This is a genomic window from Neobacillus sp. OS1-32 (assembly GCF_030915425.1).
GTDB lineage: Bacteria > Bacillota > Bacilli > Bacillales > Cytobacillaceae > Neobacillus > Neobacillus paridis.
This window is the reverse complement of record NZ_CP133263.1, coordinates 1,305,821-1,325,887: the sequence shown is the minus strand read 5'-3', so window position 1 is coordinate 1,325,887 and position 20,067 is coordinate 1,305,821. Positions and strand designations below refer to the sequence as shown.

At 38.8% G+C, this 20,067-nt stretch carries 17 protein-coding genes and 1 pseudogene; 17 read left to right on the top strand and 1 reads right to left on the bottom strand.

The genetic code is table 11. The features are described from left to right. Positions 1–15: 15 nt before the first annotated feature. From RCG24_RS06790 to RCG24_RS21260, 15 genes and pseudogenes are all read left to right on the top strand, one after another. Positions 16–375 carry a response regulator gene (locus RCG24_RS06790; RefSeq protein WP_202654142.1) on the top strand — a complete coding sequence of 120 codons (360 nt, stop codon included), beginning with the start codon at positions 16–18 and terminating at the stop codon, positions 373–375. A gap of 350 nt (positions 376–725) precedes the next feature. Next, positions 726–2,735 carry a chemotaxis protein CheA gene (locus RCG24_RS06785; RefSeq protein WP_308078701.1) on the top strand — a complete coding sequence of 670 codons (2,010 nt, stop codon included), beginning with the start codon at positions 726–728 and terminating at the stop codon, positions 2,733–2,735. A gap of 21 nt (positions 2,736–2,756) precedes the next feature. Beyond that, the gene (locus RCG24_RS06780) at positions 2,757–3,179 is read left to right on the top strand and encodes a chemotaxis protein CheW (RefSeq protein WP_202654144.1); all 423 of its coding nucleotides are present in this window, start codon (positions 2,757–2,759) and stop codon (positions 3,177–3,179) included. A gap of 56 nt (positions 3,180–3,235) precedes the next feature. Then, on the top strand, positions 3,236–3,700 hold the full coding sequence (locus tag RCG24_RS06775; protein ID WP_202654145.1) for a chemotaxis protein CheW: 465 nt from the start codon (positions 3,236–3,238) through the stop codon (positions 3,698–3,700). Between the two features lie 23 nt (positions 3,701–3,723). Continuing rightward, positions 3,724–5,889 carry a methyl-accepting chemotaxis protein gene (locus RCG24_RS06770; protein WP_202654146.1) on the top strand — a complete coding sequence of 722 codons (2,166 nt, stop codon included), beginning with the start codon at positions 3,724–3,726 and terminating at the stop codon, positions 5,887–5,889. A gap of 134 nt (positions 5,890–6,023) precedes the next feature. Then, positions 6,024–7,064 carry a putative bifunctional diguanylate cyclase/phosphodiesterase gene (locus RCG24_RS06765; protein WP_202654147.1) on the top strand — a complete coding sequence of 347 codons (1,041 nt, stop codon included), beginning with the start codon at positions 6,024–6,026 and terminating at the stop codon, positions 7,062–7,064. A gap of 62 nt (positions 7,065–7,126) precedes the next feature. Continuing rightward, positions 7,127–8,410 (top strand): diguanylate cyclase domain-containing protein, encoded by a 1,284-nt coding sequence (locus RCG24_RS06760; RefSeq protein ID WP_202654148.1) that lies wholly within the window; start codon positions 7,127–7,129, stop codon positions 8,408–8,410. 281 nt (positions 8,411–8,691) lie between these two features. Continuing rightward, positions 8,692–9,135 (top strand): YaaR family protein, encoded by a 444-nt coding sequence (locus RCG24_RS06755; protein WP_235888031.1) that lies wholly within the window; start codon positions 8,692–8,694, stop codon positions 9,133–9,135. 185 nt (positions 9,136–9,320) lie between these two features. After that, entirely contained in the window at positions 9,321–10,205 is an 885-nt protein-coding gene (locus RCG24_RS06750) for a flagellar hook-basal body protein (protein ID WP_308078700.1), read from the top strand. Positions 10,206–10,228: 23 nt separating this feature from the next. Next, entirely contained in the window at positions 10,229–11,062 is an 834-nt protein-coding gene (locus RCG24_RS06745) for a flagellar hook-basal body protein (RefSeq protein ID WP_308078699.1), read from the top strand. A gap of 170 nt (positions 11,063–11,232) precedes the next feature. Next, positions 11,233–12,801, top strand: coding sequence for a flagellar filament capping protein FliD (fliD, locus tag RCG24_RS06740; RefSeq protein ID WP_202654151.1), 1,569 nt, complete (start codon positions 11,233–11,235; stop codon positions 12,799–12,801). Positions 12,802–13,075: 274 nt separating this feature from the next. Beyond that, positions 13,076–13,408, top strand: coding sequence for a carbon storage regulator (locus tag RCG24_RS06735; protein ID WP_202654152.1), 333 nt, complete (start codon positions 13,076–13,078; stop codon positions 13,406–13,408). A gap of 94 nt (positions 13,409–13,502) precedes the next feature. Continuing rightward, positions 13,503–14,330 (top strand): flagellin Hag, encoded by an 828-nt coding sequence (gene hag / locus RCG24_RS06730; RefSeq protein ID WP_308078698.1) that lies wholly within the window; start codon positions 13,503–13,505, stop codon positions 14,328–14,330. A gap of 108 nt (positions 14,331–14,438) precedes the next feature. After that, complete coding sequence (locus RCG24_RS06725) at positions 14,439–17,693, top strand: polysaccharide pyruvyl transferase family protein (protein WP_308078697.1); 3,255 nt, start codon at positions 14,439–14,441, stop codon at positions 17,691–17,693. Between the two features lie 164 nt (positions 17,694–17,857). Next, positions 17,858–18,031, top strand: a pseudogene (locus RCG24_RS21260) (DapH/DapD/GlmU-related protein); the annotation flags it as partial. A 316-nt stretch (positions 18,032–18,347) separates the two neighbouring features. Here the strand turns inward: RCG24_RS21260 and RCG24_RS06715 are convergent. Next, positions 18,348–18,797: a V4R domain-containing protein gene (locus RCG24_RS06715; RefSeq protein ID WP_235888032.1), complete on the bottom strand. Its 450-nt coding sequence runs from the start codon at positions 18,795–18,797 to the stop codon at positions 18,348–18,350. A 251-nt stretch (positions 18,798–19,048) separates the two neighbouring features. Between RCG24_RS06715 and flaG the strand changes: the two genes are divergently transcribed. Then, on the top strand, positions 19,049–19,396 hold the full coding sequence (flaG, locus tag RCG24_RS06710; protein WP_202654155.1) for a flagellar protein FlaG: 348 nt from the start codon (positions 19,049–19,051) through the stop codon (positions 19,394–19,396). A gap of 29 nt (positions 19,397–19,425) precedes the next feature. Beyond that, entirely contained in the window at positions 19,426–20,001 is a 576-nt protein-coding gene (locus RCG24_RS06705) for a DUF6470 family protein (protein ID WP_308078695.1), read from the top strand. Positions 20,002–20,067: the final 66 nt, after the last annotated feature.

The following is a 20,067-nucleotide window of genomic DNA, read 5'->3' as shown; positions in this document are numbered from 1 at the left end:
TTGGAGGGTAATACAATGGCAAGGGTATTAATTGTTGATGATGCCGCATTTATGCGAATGATGTTAAAAGATATACTAACGAAGAATGGTTTTGAAGTGGTTGGCGAGGCAGTAAATGGTCTCGATGCAATCGAAAAATTTACTGAAGTTCAGCCGGATATTGTGACCATGGACATTACCATGCCTGAAATGGATGGAATTACGGCAGTTAAAAAAATACGGGCGATCAATCCTCAGGCAAAAATCATTATGTGCTCTGCAATGGGGCAACAGCCAATGGTACTAGAAGCCATTCAGTCAGGTGCAAAAGATTTTATTGTAAAGCCTTTCCAAGCGGATCGGGTAATTGAATCAATTTCCAAAGTAGTCGGGTAATGGCAATTTCAAGCGGGAGATGTTTGGAGCATATATATTTCCAAATCACTCTCGCTTTCTGTTCTTAAAATGAAAAAATGATTCGAGAATTGTTAACTGGAGCGTCAAAAAAAGTTTAGTAGACGTAATAAAAGTATTAACAAGCTGTTATTGAAGGAGGATCGTTCAAAACAACTTGCACTTCTAGCCATATACCAAGTGGAAGGACATAAAATAGTCAAAAACTAACAAGAAAATATCGGAATGGATTTTGATGATTATGCTAAGATAGGTATATATTTGCTAAATAGTGTTAATTCACAATAGAAATGGAAGAAAATCAACCAGCCTTTTTACGAGGAGAATAGAGTATGGATTTAAATGATTTTTTAGAATTATTTATTGAAGAGTCTAAGGAACATTTACAGTCAATTAACGCTGAATTGTTAAAATTGGAAGAAGACCCGGAAAATCCGGCGATTGTAAACGAAATCTTCCGTTCGGCGCATACGCTTAAAGGGATGGCCGCTTCAATGGGATTTGAAGACCTGGCTTCGTTGACACATGAAATGGAAAATGTGCTGGATCTCGTCCGCAATGCCAAACTGATGATCACATCAGAAATTCTTGATGTCATTTTTTCTTGTGTCGATTTAATCGAGAAAATGATTGACAGTATTGAACAAGGCGGCGATGGAAAAGAGGATGTCACGGATGTCGTCCGGCAGCTTACGATGATCCATAGCCCATCAAAATCAATTGCTCCGGAAACAAACCCGGCTTTTCAAGAAAGCGCTGCAACGGCGGTGGAGGAACTGGAGATCGATCAATACCAATTATCGGTCATCAATGAAGCGAAGAAAACGGGGAATCGACTGTTTCAAATTACCGTTCAGCTTGACGAAAAATGTGTAATGAAGTCGGTCAGAGCTTATATGGTATTTCAAGCTGCTGAAGAAATCGGCGAGATTATTCAAAGCAACCCGCCAGTTGAACAAATTGAAGAAGAAAATTTTGATTTCTCGTTTACGATTCTGCTTTTATCGGAATTGGACCCTAGAGAAATTCAAGCGCAGTTTCATCCTATTTCCGAAATCACTGAGGTTATCGTGACAGAGCGGACGGACGAGGAATTGGTGCCAGCCAGCGAACCGACAGTCACGCCAAAGAGCACCAGCGTACAAAAGCAGCAGCAACATAAAGAAGATGCAGCCGGCGGCAAAAAGAAACACCGGTCAAAATCGATTCGCGTTGATATCGAAAAACTGGATCATTTAATGAATTTATTTAGCGAGTTAATTATCGACCGTGGTAGACTGGAACAAATCTCAAGGAAGTCTGAAATGACAGAACTGGCAGAAACGGTTGAACATATGACTCGTATCTCCACAGATTTGCAAGGACTTATCTTAAATATGCGGATGGTCCAAGTGGAGCAAGTCTTTAGCCGCTTTCCACGAATGGTCCGCGATTTAGCCAAGGAATTGAAAAAGAAGGTCCAATTGGTTGTGGAAGGGGAAGAAACCGAGCTAGATCGGACCGTAATTGATGAAATTGGCGATCCATTAGTCCACTTGCTCAGAAATGCATTGGATCATGGGCTTGAGGAGACCGAAGAAAGGGTAGCCCTGGGGAAACCGGAGGAAGGAAAAGTATTATTAAAAGCCTACCATAGCGGTAATCAGGTCTTTATTGAGGTTGCCGATGACGGAAAAGGAATTAACCGCGAAAAGGTGTTAAACAAAGGGATCGAACGCGGTCTGGTGACCCAAAATGAGGCAGAAACACTAACCGATAATCAAATCTTTTCCTTAATTCTTGCTTCCGGTTTTAGTACGGCAGAAAAGGTTTCGGATATTTCCGGGCGCGGGGTTGGCCTTGATGTGGTTAAAACCAAAATTGAATCTTTAGGCGGTTCGATTAGTATTGAATCGGAACCGGGAAAAGGCTCGATCTTTCGCATTCAACTGCCGTTAACGCTGTTGATTATTTTTGCCATGCTGATTAAGACGGGCGAGGAAACATATGCGATTCCGTTCAGTTCCATTGTCGAGATTACCAAGATTGCCAAAGATCAAGTCTCGACACTTTATGGTCATCGGGTCATTCAATTCCGCGAACAAGTTGTTAAATTAATATTTTTAAAGGAAGTATTCAAAATACCTGTTACGGAAACCAAGGAGCAGGACGAATTGTTTGTTGTTATTGTCCGCAAAGGCGATAAAATCATGGGATTGGTCGTTGACGCTGTCTTAGGTCAACAAGAGGTTGTATTGAAGAATTTGGGCGGCTTATTAACAAATTTATATGCCATTTCCGGAGCGACTATACTAGGAAATGGAGAAGTTGCCTTAATTCTTGATACTAACGAGTTCTTTTAATAGAAAGGGTGTACCTTTGGCATGAATAGAAAAATTGTTGCCTTTCAAATAGGGGAAGAAGAATATGGATTGGATATCAACAATGTTCAATCGATCGAAAGGATTCAACATATTACCAGAGTTCCAAATGCCCCGGATTATGTCGAAGGGGTGATGAATTTGCGCGGGAATGTGACCCCGGTGATCGATCTTCGAAAAAGACTTAAACTTGAGCACCTCACTCATTCCGATGATACGCGCGTAATCATAACGAAGTACGATGAAATCGAGTTTGGTATCATTGTGGACCAAATTAACGATGTTACTGATATAAAAGACGGGGAAATTGAAGCTGCATCTTCGAGTGGTTTAACCTCAGAATATTTTGCCGGAATCGCCAAAACAGGAGGAAGATTAATTATTCTCTTAAAGATAGAGGAATTGATCAAGACACCGGAAAGCTAATTCTCTCAAAATGGCAGTAACTTGTGAAGAACATCAGATTTAAGGAGGCGCCGTTCATGTTACAAGACGTTAAGGTATTAGTTTTTCAACTTGGAAATGAAGAATATGGCATTGAAATTAGTCAGGTTGTTTCGATTGAAAGAATGCTGGAGATTAACACCTATCCCAACCGCCCGGCACACGTGCTGGGGGTAATGACCGTCAGAGATGTCATCATCCCTGTGGTCGATATGCGGGCCGCTTTAGCAGAGGATGCTTTCATTCAAACAGATACATCGAGGATTATCATTGTCCAAGTTAATAATCAGGAAATTGGTCTGGTTGTCGATGCTGCAACGGATGTGTTAGATATTCCCGCTGACACTGTTCAGTTTCCAAAGCTGATGGCTGAAAAAGACATTTCATATCTCAAGGGGGTATCCAAATTAGATGATCGGTTAATCATTCTTTTAGACATAGAAAAGTTATTAGAATCGACTACAAATTTGGATGAATTAAAAGAGATAAAAAACGTTCTTTAATTTGAATAAAGGGGATTGGGAAGATGTATAGGAGAATAATGGACAAGTTGTCGATGAACACCAAACAATGGGGAAGTCATATTATCATAATGTTGTTTTTTCTGACGCTAACTTTTGTGTCATACAGCGATATTAGCAAACTAAATGAGGGTGTACATAATATTTCAGAAACCCAAGTGCCGAAGATACAATTAATTGGGGATTTAAAAGAGGGGATGACCCGTGTCCGGCTGGATGCATCTAAGATATTATATTCAGCCGATGATCGAACTGTTTTAGAAGCAGAATTAAACAAAGACAATAATGCGGTAATGAACAACATAAAAGAATTAGATAAACTGATTATTTATAAAAGTAATAAAGTCAAGCTGGAAGAATTTAATAAAACCTACAGTCAATATGTTACCATGCTGCAAAACTTTATGAATAACCATCAAGACGGTAATGTTAATCCAGCTGTCTTAAAGGCAACGACGGAGACATTAGCGCCAATCGGTGAAAATGCAGTCAGCTCAATGAATGAATTGATTAAAATTCTTGAAAACGATAATGTGAAAATCATGAAAAATACCGACCAAATGGCGGTTGATTCACAAAGAAAAATCCTGCTGGTTTCAGCGATTGCCGTTCTTTTCAGTATCCTTGTATCTTTCTTAATCACCCGGCTCATTAGGCGCTCCGTTTTAAGTGTCAAGGACAATGTCGAGGCGACAAATCATTCCGTTTCCGAAATAAAAAAATCGATTGACCAGACTGCCAGCAGTGCACAAGAATTAGATGCATCAATGAAGAAGGCTAATGATTCTGTTAATGAGCTGGTTGCTTCAATCCAACAGGTCGCCGGGAATACCAATATGACTTCCACAAGCGTTGATGAAATCTCGGCGGCAATTGAAGAAATGAGCGCATCGATTAATATCGTTGCTGGAAACGCCAATCAATTAGAGGCATCAGCTGAAGAAACGTCTTCAGCCATTCAACAAATGATGGCCTCGATTGAACAGGTCGCCGGAAATGCCGGGAACGCCGGTGCAGGGGTTGAACAAATTTCAGCAGCGATTGAGCAAATGAGCAAGTCCATTAAAGGTGTCAGTGAAAATGCCCAGCAGATCAATAGTTCTTCGGAGGAAACCTCTCAGGCAGTCAGCAATATGGTGGTAGCAATTAAAAAGGTTGCCGAAAGTGTGCAAACCGTGAACCAGTTGAGTAATACGGTTAAGAGCGATGCCTTAGAGGGTACGGCCTCATTGAATGAAACGCTTAATGGCATGAAAGAAATATCTAATGTTATCAACCATGCCAGCAAGGTAATTGAGGATCTAGGGAAAAGCTCCGAGGAGATTGGCAGCATCATTGAGGTCATCGATGATATCGCCGAACAAACTAATCTTTTGGCACTCAATGCCGCCATTGAGGCAGCCCGTGCTGGAGAACATGGAAAAGGCTTTGCCGTCGTTGCCGAAGAAGTTCGGAAATTGGCAGAACGTTCTGCAAAAGCGACAAAAGAAATTGCCGTCCTGATTAAGGGAATTCAACAGGAAACTGAAGTCGCCGTTTCATCGATTAAGGACGGTGCTGATAAAGTAAGACTGGGAAATGAATTGGCGGAAAAAACAAACCTGGCGATTCAAAAAATATCTCAAGGCATAGCCGAGGTAACCGAAGAAATGAATCAAATTACCAAGGCTACCGAAGAGCAGTCAAAGAGCAGCGAATTTTTTGCAAAGGCGATTGAAAATGCTGCAAAGCGGACAACCGAAATGGCCCATTCCACCAAAGAACAATCCATTACAGCTGAAGAAATCGTCAGAGGGATCCTTGACATTAAAGAGCAAGTGCAGCAAATTATTGTTGCCACAGAGGAAGAGGCAGATGGTGCCCGGGCGATTGTCAAGGCTGTGGAAAATGTAACAGGTCAATCCAATGCCGTGACCAATGCAACGAAGGAACAAGCATTGACGTCAGAAGAGATTGTTAGAAATATTAATAGTATTAAAGAAATGGTTGATCAAATTTCGATTGCCACACAGGATCAGGCAAAATATGGTGAAGAAATTGCTGCCGGTGTTCGAAATGTCCTTCAGCAGGCTTCAGGGCTATATACCGCAATCGAAACACAAACGATGGAGGCGAATGAAGTAGTCTCAGCCGTCACGAATGTGAAGACACAAGTACAAAGATTAAGTTAAATGTAAGGCAGTAGCTTTCACCTGTTTTCCCTTTATCTACTCGATTAAATGGAGGTCGATTGGATAAAGGGGGGTACTGTATAGGTGGAACGATTTCAATTGTAACAATTAGAACTTGGTGGTGAATTGGGGTCATGGTACATACTTCTAGGGAATGGAATATTGAAACCGATCTAAAAAAAGCAATTGACAGGAATGAATTCCGCCTATACTATCAGCCAAAGGTGAATTTATTATCAAGAAAGATTATTGGAGTGGAGGCATTAATTCGTTGGTTTCATCCTGAAAAAGGGTTAATCCCGCCGTTAGATTTTATTCCGGTTGCCGAACAGACTGGATTAATTATTCCCATTGGTGAATGGGTACTGCGGACAGCCTGTTTACAAAATAAGGCTTGGCAAACAGAAGGCTATCTGCCAATGGTCATGTCGGTCAACCTGTCTGTCCGTCAGCTTTACCAGCCGCGATTTGTTCAGCTTGTCGAGGAAATATTAACTGAAACCGATTTGAAACCGGATTATTTAGAGCTTGAGATAACGGAAAGTATGATGGCAGACACCAATCATGCCCTGCCGACGATAAACGGCCTTAAAGAGCTTGGTGTCCAAATTAGTTTGGATGACTTTGGAACAGGTTTTAGTGCACTGTTTTATTTAAAGGAATTTCCAATTAATAAAATCAAAATTGATCAATCATTTATTCGCAATTGTACCTCAAATACAAATGATACAACGATAGTTAAGACGATTATTGCCATGGCCCACCAGTTACAAATGGGAGTCATTGCTGAAGGAATTGAGTCAACAGACCAGTTGAAATTTTTACAAGAAAACTTTTGTAACCATGGACAAGGGTATCTATTCAGCAAGCCGCTTCTGCCGGATGAGCTGGTTGGTTACTTTGGCGATATTGAAGAAATCGTCAGTCAAGTAGGCGTTCCAAAAGAAGTAAAGACGAAAAAGCTCATGGAGGAAATGCTCTTAAATGTTAGATACCGACAATTTGCTAAGAAAGTCTTAAACGGTGCAAAAAATATTAACAGCTCGCTTCTTACGATCAAAGAAATTGCCCAACAACTCAGGCAAAATGGAGACCCTTCGGTTAGCAATCTATTAGTCGAAATTGAACAATTGGAAGATATTTTACTTGATGTTGTCAATTCTGCGAAACTCTGAAAGGTTTGTAAAAAAAATAATTGAAAGACAAGAGAGAAAGTCGTCAGGAGGAAATTTCAGACATGCCATTGTTTAATGAAATATCAGGTGATATCTTCCAATCGATTATTGAACATAATCCTGATGCGGTTTTTATCTTTTCCATGGAAGGAAAAATTGTTCAAATAAACGAAGCGTCGTCATCGATATTTGGTTACACGTTAGAAGAAGCCAAAGGGATGCATTACCGCCGCCTTATTGTCCATAAACATGCAAGGAAACTCCATCATCATGTCAGAGAAATATTGCTAGGAAAATCGTTTGAAGTGGAATTTGATGCCTATGATAAAAATGCTAAGCTGATGCATCTCCAAGTGAAAAGCATCCCGCTCATCCAGCACCAGCAAATCATCGGGATTTTTTGTGTCGTCAAGGATTTAACAGAACTGACACTGGCAAAACTTTCCTTGCAGGAAAGCGAAAAGCGTTACCGCCTGTTAGCCGATAATTCGCTGGATTTAATCCAGCTCGTTAATCTTGATGCCATTGTCACCTATGCTTCTCCATCACATAAAGCGGTGCTGGGCTATGATGCCGAAGAATATGTCGGGAAATGGGTGCTTTATCAGCCTGATGGCCAAATTGATGAAGATTTTAAAAAGATATTTGTCCATATGGTTTTAACACAAAAGTCCATCACATGCGAAATTCGCCGCCGCCATAAATCAGGCAAAGAGGTCTGGCTGGAGCTGAAAGGGACACCAATGTTTGATGAGGACGGCAATATTGAGCATATGATGCTGGTAGGCCGGGAAATTACCGAACAGAAAGAATATCAAAAAGAGCTGGAATTCTTAAGCTTCCATGACCCGTTAACAGGTGTGCCTAATCGCCGTCTGTTTAAAGAACTGCTTGAACAAACGCTCAAAGAGGCAATCCGCTATCAGCGCAAGTTTGCCGTCATGTTCCTCGATCTGGATCGTTTTAAACAAATCAATGATCAATTTGGGCATGACAAGGGTGATATTCTCCTGAAGCAATTTTCAAACCGGATAAAAAGCTGCCTCCGTGGTAGTGATACATTGGCACGCCTCGGCGGTGATGAATTCACGATTATTTTGCCGGAAATTCGCTGCTCAGAGAGCGATGCGGTCCAAATTGCGACCCGCATTCTTGCGGCCGTGCAGGAACCCTGGCAGCTTGGTGATGAAAGCATTCTCACAACTTCCAGCATTGGCATCGCCTTTTATCCACAGGACGGAACCACCTGTGAGGATTTATTAAAACATGCGGATTCCACCCTGTACACGGTAAAAGAGAACGGCCGAAATAATTTTCAAACCTACTCGTCGCTATGTATCCAATAAGCTCCACGCACCTCAGGCCGGGAGCTTTTTGTTAGCTTTGGCTACAAGATACTTTCAATTGAAGGCTTTATCCGTCTCTAACCACATAGATGCCCAATGGAAAGCTTCCTGTGGTTCGGCATCGCAGCCCAAGAGCAGCTTTTGTTTTACCGAACTACGCTGCTGGCATCGCCCTTATGGCTTTCCAGTCGGCGAGTTTTCGATAAATTTTAAGGAAATTTTCTCTCAGATAAAGTATAATAGATTCATGATTTTGATTATGTTTGATAGGGGTGATTACCTTGAAAATCCAAGACCCGATGCGGGTAAATATCGGTGATGTCCGACTTGCGGGAACCGAGCGTTCCAGCAGCACAACCACCTCTTTTCAAAAAATCATCAGTTCGTATTCACAGGATTTAACCAAGGACTATCTAAACAAGCTGTTAGAGAACATTGATAAGCAAGGACAGCAGTTATGCGAAACTCCGACCTTTCGAGAACTGCGCAAATACAAGGATCTGGTAAAGCAATTTATCGGTGAAGTCACCAAAAACGGCCTAAGCTTAAAGCTATCGGAAAGCTGGGACATGTATGGCGGCAGCCGAACCCTAAAAACAGTTCAAGTGCTTGACCGCAAACTGGTGGAACTAACTGACCATGTCCTCAACCAGCAATCAGACAGCATGTCGATTTTGGAGCGGATCGGCGAAATTAAAGGGATGCTGATTAATTTATATACATAGGGTTGCGTGTCTTTAAATATCTTTGCAAGTGGCTCGATCTAAAGTTTTCAAAAGGATATCTGCAGTTTTTGATTGGATATGTGCAATTTTATGATATATGTCTGTATTTTTGGATGACATATCTGCAATTTTACAAATATATCTGCAATTTAACTGAAAACTAACCTTATAAAGGAGTTTTTATCATGTTAAGAGGATTATATAATGCCGCATCCGGAATGTACTCGTTGGAACGGCGCCAGGAAGCACTGGCCGATAACTTGGCCAATGTGCAAACACCAGGTTATAAAAAGGATGATACGGTATTGAAAGCTTTCCCGGAAATGTTAATCAAGCGGATTCGTGACTTTGACGGGGCGGCCAATGTTCCTGTTGCCGGCGCACCGCAAATACCGGGACAACCGATGACAATCGGCGGACTGTATAATGGTGTCTATGCCCAGGAGCGGATTCCCAGCTTTCAACAAGGAGCGCTCCTGCAAACAGATCTGCCGCTTGATGTGGCGATTAACGACCAGGAAATCCCGATGCAAACGATCAATGGTCGCCAAGTGAAACCGGCAGCCTTATTTACGGTACAACTGCCAGATGGCACCGTTGGCTACACCCGGAACGGGAAATGGGACGTTGATGCCAATGGAAATTTAGTAACAGCCGATGGGTATCGGGTGTTGGGCGTGAACGGGCAGCCAATTCAGCTGGCTAACGGAATCCGAAAAGAAGATTTAAAAATCATGCCGGATGGGCAAATTCTCGTCCAAGCAGGAAACCAGACGACAACAGTCGGTCGGATTGGCATCGCGCTGGCACAAAATCCGTTCGATTTACGGCGGCTTGGCGGCAATGTTTATCAAGCGGCGGCACCGCTGCCATTGATGCAGAATCCTGGTGCAGCGGGTTCGGGCGTTTCTTTACAGCAGGGTTTCATTGAACAATCCAACGTAGATGCCGGGCAGACGATGGCGGATATGATGCAAACGGTTCGCGGCTATGAAGCTAATCAAAAAGTCATCGATGTCTACAACCAATCCCTTCAGCAGCTCTATTCTGTCGGTAAATTGAACGGCTAAATTCATGAAAGAGGTGACATGAAGTGAATACTTCCCTTTATATATCTTCGGGGGCGTTACAGGCCTTCCAGCAAAAACTGGATACTGCCGCCAATAACGTCGCCAATGTCGATACCACCGGGTATAAACGGCGGGACCAAAGTTTTTCGGAAATTTTGGCGAATCAAATTTACAATCAGGGACGAACAGGCGCCGAAGTCGGCCGACTGACGCCAAAGGGGATTCGCGTCGGCTATGGGGCACGCCCAGGGATGACACAGTTGGATAACTCACAAGGTGTGGCCTGGCAAACCGGCAACCCGCTTGATTTCATGATTCAAGGAAAAGGCTTCTTTCAAATTGGCTATCCGAATGGGGATATACGCTACACAAGGGACGGAAGCTTTCATTTATCACCCAATCCAAACGGATCGGGAACCTATTTATTAGCAAACGCCAATGGGGGTTACTTGCTGGATCAAGATGGCGCGCCGATTGAATTGGATTCCCCTTCCAAGGTAAGCTTTGGTGGGAATGGCCAAATCATCTATACGGATGATCTAGGGAAGCAGATTACCGCCCCACAGCGGATCGCGCTTGTTGATATTCAAAATCCCAGCATCTTAAAAAATGCCGGCGGGAATGAATTTATGATTGACACAGCGGTACTGCCGAATGGGCAAGCGGTTGGTAATTATGTGAGAACAATGCCTGAAGGAGAGTCAGTGATTTCCACTGGCTATTTAGAGGGATCTAACGTTGATTTATCGAAAGAAATGACTGATATAATGACCACGCAACGAAGCTACCAAATGAACGCCAGAGCTGTTTCCTATGCTGATCAAATGACAGGGATTGCGAATAATATTTTGAAGTGATTATTAGTTAAAATGCAAAAGCCGCTTTTTTTTGGCGGCTTTTCATTTAGGTTAATAGGTGAAAAATTTAAAGTTCCTATACGAATCTTCCATTTAACTTTTTATTATATTGTCCGATACACGTTAATAAGAACTTTTTTTGGGTTAAGAAGATAAAGGAGGTGCCATATATGGCTAGTGTAAATTTAACAACACACGTATCCGGCCTAGCATCAGGAATGGATACTGAAACTATTGTCAATAACATGATGAAAGTTAATCGCATTCCGCTCGATAAAATACTGCAGGCAAAAACGATCAACAGCTGGAAGACCGATGCTTACAGGGAAATCAACACAAAAATCGCCAGCTTCCGTGATGCCATGCAAGATTTGAGGCTTGAAGGGACATTTAGCTCGGCACAAAAGATATCGTCAAGTGATACGCGTGTTGATGTTTCACTTTCAGGAAAAACATCACAAACGAATTTTACGATTACAGAAGCAAAAATGGCTGTACCAGCTAAAGCGGCTATGGTTAGCTTTAATTCACAGATTAGTAGCGGCTCGGCAACGATTTTTTCAGATGGGGTAGAACCGGTTGATATGACGTTTACCGTTAATGGTAAAGAGATTAAAATATCAAAAGAAAGTACTACCTTTGATAAAGCGATTGCCGAAATAAATACGCAGCTTGCGGAAAAAAACATCAAGTTATCTAATGTAGGCGGCTCATTAGTGTTTACAACGTTAGGCACAGGTAAGGGAAATTCGATTACGATTTCTGGCGCTGATTCAAATGTGCAAACTACTGATGCAGACAGTAACCCTATTAATGTTAATGTCCTAACTAAATTAGGAATAAGTAATGGAACGACCAGCTCCGGATTCGGTGAAGGGATATCATTTACTGATGGAGAAGATCTCAAATCAGGCTATGTTGTCATTAATGGAACAACAATAAATGTAACGAGTAACTCGTTTACATATGACAATATTCAAATCAATTTGAAGCAGGATTTCTCTGGTGGACATGCCAACATACAAGTTACTCCTGACACCGACAAGGTTTTTGACAAAATCAAAACGTTTGTTGATAAGTATAATGAGCTGATTAAAGATTTGAACGATAAAATATCCGAAAAGAAATACCGTGACTATCTGCCACTAACGGATGATCAGAAGAAAGATATGAAAGACAATGATATCAAGCTGTGGGAAGATAAAGCAAAAAGCGGCCTGTTGGCAAACGATTCAACCATCAGCCAATTTCTAACACAGATGCGCACCAGTATAACGGAAATGGTCAATGGGGTCGGTATCTCGCTGAAGGATATCGGCATTACGACGAGTACTGACTATAAAGAAAATGGAAAGTTAGTCCTGGATGAAGATAAACTTAAATCCATGCTGACTACTAACTTGACCGATATCCAAAAATTATTTGCTGGTAAGTATGATACAGGGAATTATAAAGATAACACCTTGAACAATCAAACTAAATATAAAAATAGTGGTATTGCTGTCAGGGTATATGATCGAATTGGTGATGCCTTGAACAGCTTAAAGGTTATTGCTGGTTATTCAACTGATAGCAGCTTGGTAAAAGAAGCGGCAGAGTATGATAAAAGAATTGCAAGTTTACAAGATCGTTTAAGTAGAACGGAGCAAAATCTTTGGGCTAAATTTAACGCAATGGAACAGGCGTTACAAAAATTGAATTCACAAAGTTCATGGCTGTACCAGCAGTTAGGACAATAAACTAATTAGTAACTTAAACCGCAGTTTGATCGTTAAGATTCATGCTGCGGTTTTTGTCTAAATACTAGGTTTGCAATGAAAATGAATTAATTTTTATATAAATCACTAAACTCGCATTCTGATTTGCCGATATAAATAATATCAAGAAATTACAAAACTTCTATAAAAAATTTGATAAACTGCTAAATTTTTATTTTGATCAGCCGATAATAAAAATAGGCAGTCAATAGAAGAACAAATTTCTTGAAACGAACTCTTATGGAGGATGGCCGGAATGTTGATTGTTGGCAGAGAAGTTGGGCAATCCGTGATTATCAATGATGATATCAAAGTTACCGTCAGGCAATGTGGTTCCAATCTCAAGCTTACGATCGTCGCTCCAAAAAATATTCGGATTTCTCCAATTAAACAAGATCCGATAAAACCAATAAACCTTAAAAAAACGGAACGAAAAATTGGTGAAACCATGTTAATCGGGGACAACGTCAAAATAGCAATGCTCCAGACACAATCTGGTCTGTTAAGATTTGCCATCGACGCTCCAAAAGAAATCAGTATCTTTCGTGAGGAAATTTACAAAAAACAAACTAAGGAACTAATCAGCTGAAAAAAATGGATTTTGTTCTTGAATTTGCGGTAATAAGCCCCATTGGGGAATTATTATAAATTGAAAATTATATTTTACATAGGAGGTTTTTTTAATGAGAATTAATCACAACATTGCAGCTCTTAACACGTATCGTCAATTGGGTAATGCTAACAAAGCACAACAAAGTTCAATGGAGAAATTGTCTTCTGGTTTACGGATTAACCGAGCTGGGGATGACGCTGCCGGACTTTCAATCTCAGAAAAAATGCGTGGACAAATTCGTGGTTTAGACCAAGCATCTAAAAATGCTCAAGATGGTATTTCTTTAATACAAACGGCTGAAGGTGCACTTAATGAGGTTCATTCAATCCTTCAACGGCAACGTGAGCTTGTCGTACAAGCTGGAAATAATGGTACCCTTGAATCGGATGATGCAAAAGCCATTCAAGATGAAATTACACAATTAAATGACGAATTAGATGGCATTGCCAAGCGTACTGAATTCAATGGTAAAAAACTTTTAGATGGTAGTTATAGTGCTAAATTCCAAATTGGAGCTAATTCTGGGCAACAGCTAACTTTGACTATTAATTCAGGTACAACTTCAGTAGGATTTACAGCATCAGAACTTACTGTAAGTGGTATAGCAGCGAATGGAACTTCTTTTGATGCTGATGTTGCATTGGTAGATGCTGCAATTGCAAAAGTGTCAGCAGCACGTTCAAATTTAGGTGCAAACCAAAACCGTTTAGAACATACAATTAATAATTTAGATAATGCTTCTGAAAACCTTTCTGCTGCAGAATCTCGTATTCGTGATGTTGACATGGCGAAAGAAATGATGGAACAAACCAAGAATGCTATTCTTGCACAGGCAGCACAAGCAATGTTGGCTCAAGCTAACCAACAACCACAAGGGGTTTTACAATTGCTTCGATAAAATCAGTATCCTAACCTATCTCTTTTATAGAGATAGGTTATTAAAAAAAGTCGTATACACACAATATACGACTTTTTTTAATAACTGTTACTTAGGAGTGCTAAATATATGAAACCATTTTTATCCGTTTGTATGATCGTTAAAGATGAAGAAAAGGTAATTAAAAGATGCTTAGAATCGATTGTTGGTATAGCAGATGAAATAATTATTGCCGATACCGGTTCAAGTGATAGCACAAAAAATATAGCTGTTACATACACAGATAAAGTCTATGATTATAAGTGGGAAGATGACTTTTCAAAAGCACGTAATTTTGCTGCCTCTAAAGCAAAGGGTGAATGGATTTTTGCTATTGATGCGGATGAATACGTGGATCGTAATAGTTTTTTTGCGTTTAAGGAGGAATTGAAGAATAATCCCCAAAATTATAATATATTAGTTGTACAAATAGTGAACTTTGTTGGGGTTAATGGTAATAATACGGAATTAAATTACCATGAAAGGGTTTACAAAAATGATGGCTTCATTAGCTATTTTAGAAGTATTCATGAATTATTGAAACACAAGGAGTCTAAAGAAAGTAGAGGATTCTCTGGCCTCCAAATATTTCATTCAGGTTATATGGGGAATATTGTAAAGGAAAAAGAAAAATCAAAAAGAAACCTAACCCTATTAAAAAATAAGAAGGACAAAGAACCTATTGATTACTATTATCTTGGGAGTGAATATGATCAATTAGGAGATTTGGATAAGGCGATTAAGAATTATAAGAAAGGGTTTCAATTAAAGGAGGATCATAATAGGGTTTGGATAAAAAAATTATTATTAAGATTAGTTGATACCCTTCATAGAGCTGATAGAGATAATGAAGCAATAGAAATTATTGATTCTTGTGAAGAAATATATCCTTATATTGTAGATTTTAAGTTTTATAGAGGGAAAATCTTTTTTGATAATGGAGATTTTATTCACTCAAAAAGAGTATTTGAAGATATTTTAAGAAAGAAAAATGAATTAAAAGCCGATACAAGTAACGACTTTTTAGAATATTTACCTCATAAATTTCTCGGAGAAATATATGAAAGTGCAAATGAATTACATCTGGCAGTTCATCATTATTCACGTGCTTTATCTATAAATAATGCTGATGATTATGAATGGTCGAAGTTAATAAACCTGTTAGCAAAACATTCTTCACTTGAAGAACTTACAGAGTTTATGAATAATAAATTATTAACAAGACATAATATCACACCACAAGAAGTAATAAAGATTTTACTCGATGTTCCTGATTTGAATGTTCAAAAATTAACAAGATCAATTTTAGATGAGCCGGAGCTATCAACAGGTGAGAAAGAGGCCTTGTTCATAAAAAATTTATGTTTAGACGGCAATATAAATGAAGTTAGTAAAAAATTGGGTGAAAAATCACCATCTCAGATATATTCTTTACTTACAAAAGGTATTTTCAGTTTGATTGATTTTATTATTTTTACCATTGAAACAGAAAATCAAGGATATCAAAAATTTCTATACGAAATAAAATTTGACCAGAACATCGGTAATTTATTGAATTTATTATTTAATAAAAAACATAAGAAGCTCGGTGAATTTGAAGAAGAGTTATTTATATCCATACTAAAACAAGCAAATGTATTAGCTTGGGAAACAGTTATAAATCAGTTAAACCATAAAATTAAATATTTAAGTGTAGATGCAAAAGTCAAGATTAAGAAAATGAAAAGCAAATTTACTAGAAACAGTGAAACCGATGACCAAGAATATGAAAGTAATCAAGATCAGATTGGGAACGATATAAACTGTGGAATTGGAGAATTAAAAGTACAAATAGAAGGCTTATTAGCAAAGCAACATTATAATGAAGCATTGACTATTATTGATGAGGCATTAAAAATAGAACCATCTAATGTTGATTTATATTCTATTAAAGCTGTTGTTTTAATAAGTTTGCAACAAATTGATAAGGCTAAAGAAGAGTTAGAAAAAGGATTAGAAATTGACCCCAATCATGTAGATTGTCTTTATAATTTGGCTTTTATTTATGAACAGATTGATCAAATGGACTTGGCGTTCGATTTATATAGAAAAATATTAATTTTAACAAATGAGGAAGAACTTCGATTAGAAGTGATTAGCAAAATTGAGCAACTAGAAGATAGGTCAAAAAATTCAAAACTAGAAAAAAGGGATAAAAAGAAAATTCTCTACCTTGGTTGGTTAGGTCAAAATAATATAGGCGATGAAGTCTTGTATGAATTATTTGAACATATGTTTTATAAATATAATCAGCATTCTGAAAATGTTTATATAGATGCCTTCTCAACTGATTCTAGTAACAAGGTAAGTATTTCCTCGTATGATTTAGTTGTTTTAGGTGGAGGCTCTTTAATCCATTTACCTTATTGGATTAATATATGTTCAGAGGCAAGAAAACAAAATATTCCTGTTGTATCTTGGGGAACAGGAATTGATGGATTCTATAAAAGTGAGCATCTTAATTCAATTGCTATTTCTACCCAATTGGCAAATCAATTCAAAGATGAATATGAACAGTTTAAATATATTAGTGTTAGAGGATCATTTACAAAAAATGCTTTGTTAAATATTGGTGTAAAAAGTGAAATCGATGAAATAGGAGATCCAGCACTTATATATGCAATTGAATTTTTGGGAGAACAACAGGATCTAGTAAAGAATAATAAAAATATATTAATAAATTGGGGAACTTTTTATAATAATATTTTTGGTCAAAATGAGGAAAAAGTTGAACAAGAACTAGCAAGTGTTGCAAATTTATTAATTTCAAACGGATACTCGATAACAATCTATCCAATATGGACAGAAGATATTGAACCAGTAAAACGTCTAGGTCAAAAAATAAATAATAAAAAATGCCAAATTATTTCAGAGGTGTATGATGCCAAGACATTGCAAAAGTTAATTAGTCAAAGCTATATGACAATTAACTTAAAGCTCCATGCTAATATTTTATCTGCTTCAGCAAATGTTCCGTTTATCTCCTTAGCTTACCGTGGTAAATGTTTTGATTTTGCAAAAACAGTTGATTGTTTAGAATATACGTTGCCAACGGATCAGGTTACGTCAAAACAAATTATGCAGATAGTTGAGAGTATTGAAGATAATTACCAAAGTGTTGTAAGCCGTTATAAAAATGCAAAAGAAAAATATTATCCAAAAATAATAAATTCAATTAAAGTTATTTTTAATAAGTTAGGTGAAGATGGCCCTAAAAACAGTAATAATAAGGCCCAGTTAACATTCAAAAGAATAGGAGAAAATGTTCAAATTCATAAAGGAACATTTTTTATGAGCCAAATATAGAAATAGGGGATAATGTATATATAGGACCCGAAGCATATATTTTTGCTCAAGGTGGTTTAGTGATTGGAGATGGGACTATAATTGGACCAAGAGTAACAATTTTAACCAATAATCATAACTTCGATAGTCCTGATTTAAAAAGCATCCCTTACGATGGTAAAAATATTTTAAAAAAAGTTACACTCTGTGAGAATGTTTGGATGGGAGCAAATGTATCTATAGTTCCCGGGGTAAAAATTGGTGAGGGGGCTGTTATTGCAATGGGAGCGGTTGTTACCAAGGATGTTCCTCCTTTTGCAGTTGTCGGAGGAAACCCTGCTAAAATTATTAAATATAGAGATAAAGAAAGATATAATCAATTAAAGAAGGAGGGTAAAATATATTTGAAAATGAAGGAGAATAACGATATTCCGATTTATTTTACGCAAGAATAAAGTTTATTTTTATTAATGAAGTGCCGAGATAACAAGTGTAAATAAAATTGGGTATATCGTTTTCGAAGACACAAAACAGGTCAACCCACAACCACAAGGAGTTCCAATACTTTTTGTTAATATTAATTTATATGATGGAGACTCTATTTTCAGTAGGGTCTCCTTTTCTAATATTTTGATAATAAAGTGTTTAAAAAAGATAAACCAGCCTTTTTAGCTATTAAAGTAATTTAATCCGATACTCACAATGGCTGTCGCCGTTGACATTGCATTTTTCTTCGCGGACGGTTTCGACGCCTCTGTAGAAGCGGGAAATCGCTCCTTCCAGAATGGCCCCTTCCAAATCGCAGACTTTGTTGCCAGGGTGAACTGGCAGACCTTTACAGAAACAATCGTCAATTCTTACCAGGTATGCTTTTTCGTTTGATTCAAGAATAGTTGGTATGCCAATTTTTAATTCCTCAAAATGGGATAGGGCATCTTCAATGGTGTTCACCGATAAACTTTGGCCAATCTTTCTTCCTACAGTAGCGGTGGTGTTTTTACCGTTCAATGGCAAACCTTGATACATTCCAATCAAACGAATCGACCTGAACAGCTCCAACGGGATTTGATTGCCCAACTTTTTGCGATTGATTTTTTTCATATCCTCGAATGTAAATAAATCCAAAACTTTTCCCCTCCATCTATTTATGTACTTGCTAATTCTCTCAAATGAAATCCGAAAAAACCTTGATTAAGTTCACGATTTTGGAAAGTTGGGAAAAAATTTTTAAAAAATCTGTCTGACTGTAAAGCGAGTACATCTACCAGTAATCCCCAGCCACACAAAGTTTTTACCAAATATAAACTCCAACTCCTAAACATTTCCTCCAATTCTCCGATAATTCACTATATGAGGGCAATTAAGGAGTGATGGCTATGCTGGATAAGATTTCGAATCAAACACCATCTACGGATTTACAAGTAAAGCAAATTGATCAAGTGCCAAAGGTGAAAGTGGTTACCGCGGAAAAGCAGGAACAGCCGCAGCAGGATGTATTAACAAAAGAGAAAACCGAAAAAGTTATTAAAAGCATGAATGACTTTTTAAAAGAGTCCAATTCACATTTGAAGTTTCAGTTTCATGAGAAACTGAAGGAATACTATGTAACGATTGTTGATGATGAGACCAACGAAGTCATCAAAGAAATTCCCCCGAAAAAAATGCTTGATATGTATGCGGCGATGACCGATTTTCTTGGCTTGTTGGTAGATAAGAAAGCCTGAGCGATAAACAATGATAAGGTGGTAGAACCATGCAGCTTCCGCAAATTCGCTTACATCAAACCTATGCACAAATTGGACTGCAAATCACGCAGCCAGTTCAAGAGATTCACCAACAGCCTGCTGACTTATCAATTCAGCAGCATCCGGCGGAGATGGTTATTGAACGGAAACCTTCACAACTGGAAATTGATCAGGACGAGGCCTGGTCTCAGCTTGGGTTTAAAAGCCTCCCTGAATTAAGTGCGGAAATGGCCGATTATTCCAGACAAGTCGGTTTAGAGGCGATTGCTGAAATCGCAGCGGAAGGGGACCAGCTGGCAGCGATTGAAAATAAGACGGATGCCATTGCCGCCATTTCGGCGGAAAAGGGGAACCCGCCACCGGCTGATTTTAATATCACTTTCATTCCCAGTTATGGCTCGGTTAAGATTCATTACACTCCCACCGAAGTATATATCCATTGGAAACTGGGAGGAGCGGAGATCGAGGCGAAACAAAACAAACCAATCCACCACTATCAACCGGGTAAAACCGCAGTGTACCTCCGGCAAAGACAGTCATTGGAAATTGACTTTGTCGGTATCAATGTCAACCAAAAATTGTGATTCCATATAGAATAGAGCAGGGGCCTTTTGACCCCTTGTTTTTTTTGACCCATTTTCGTCTGTACA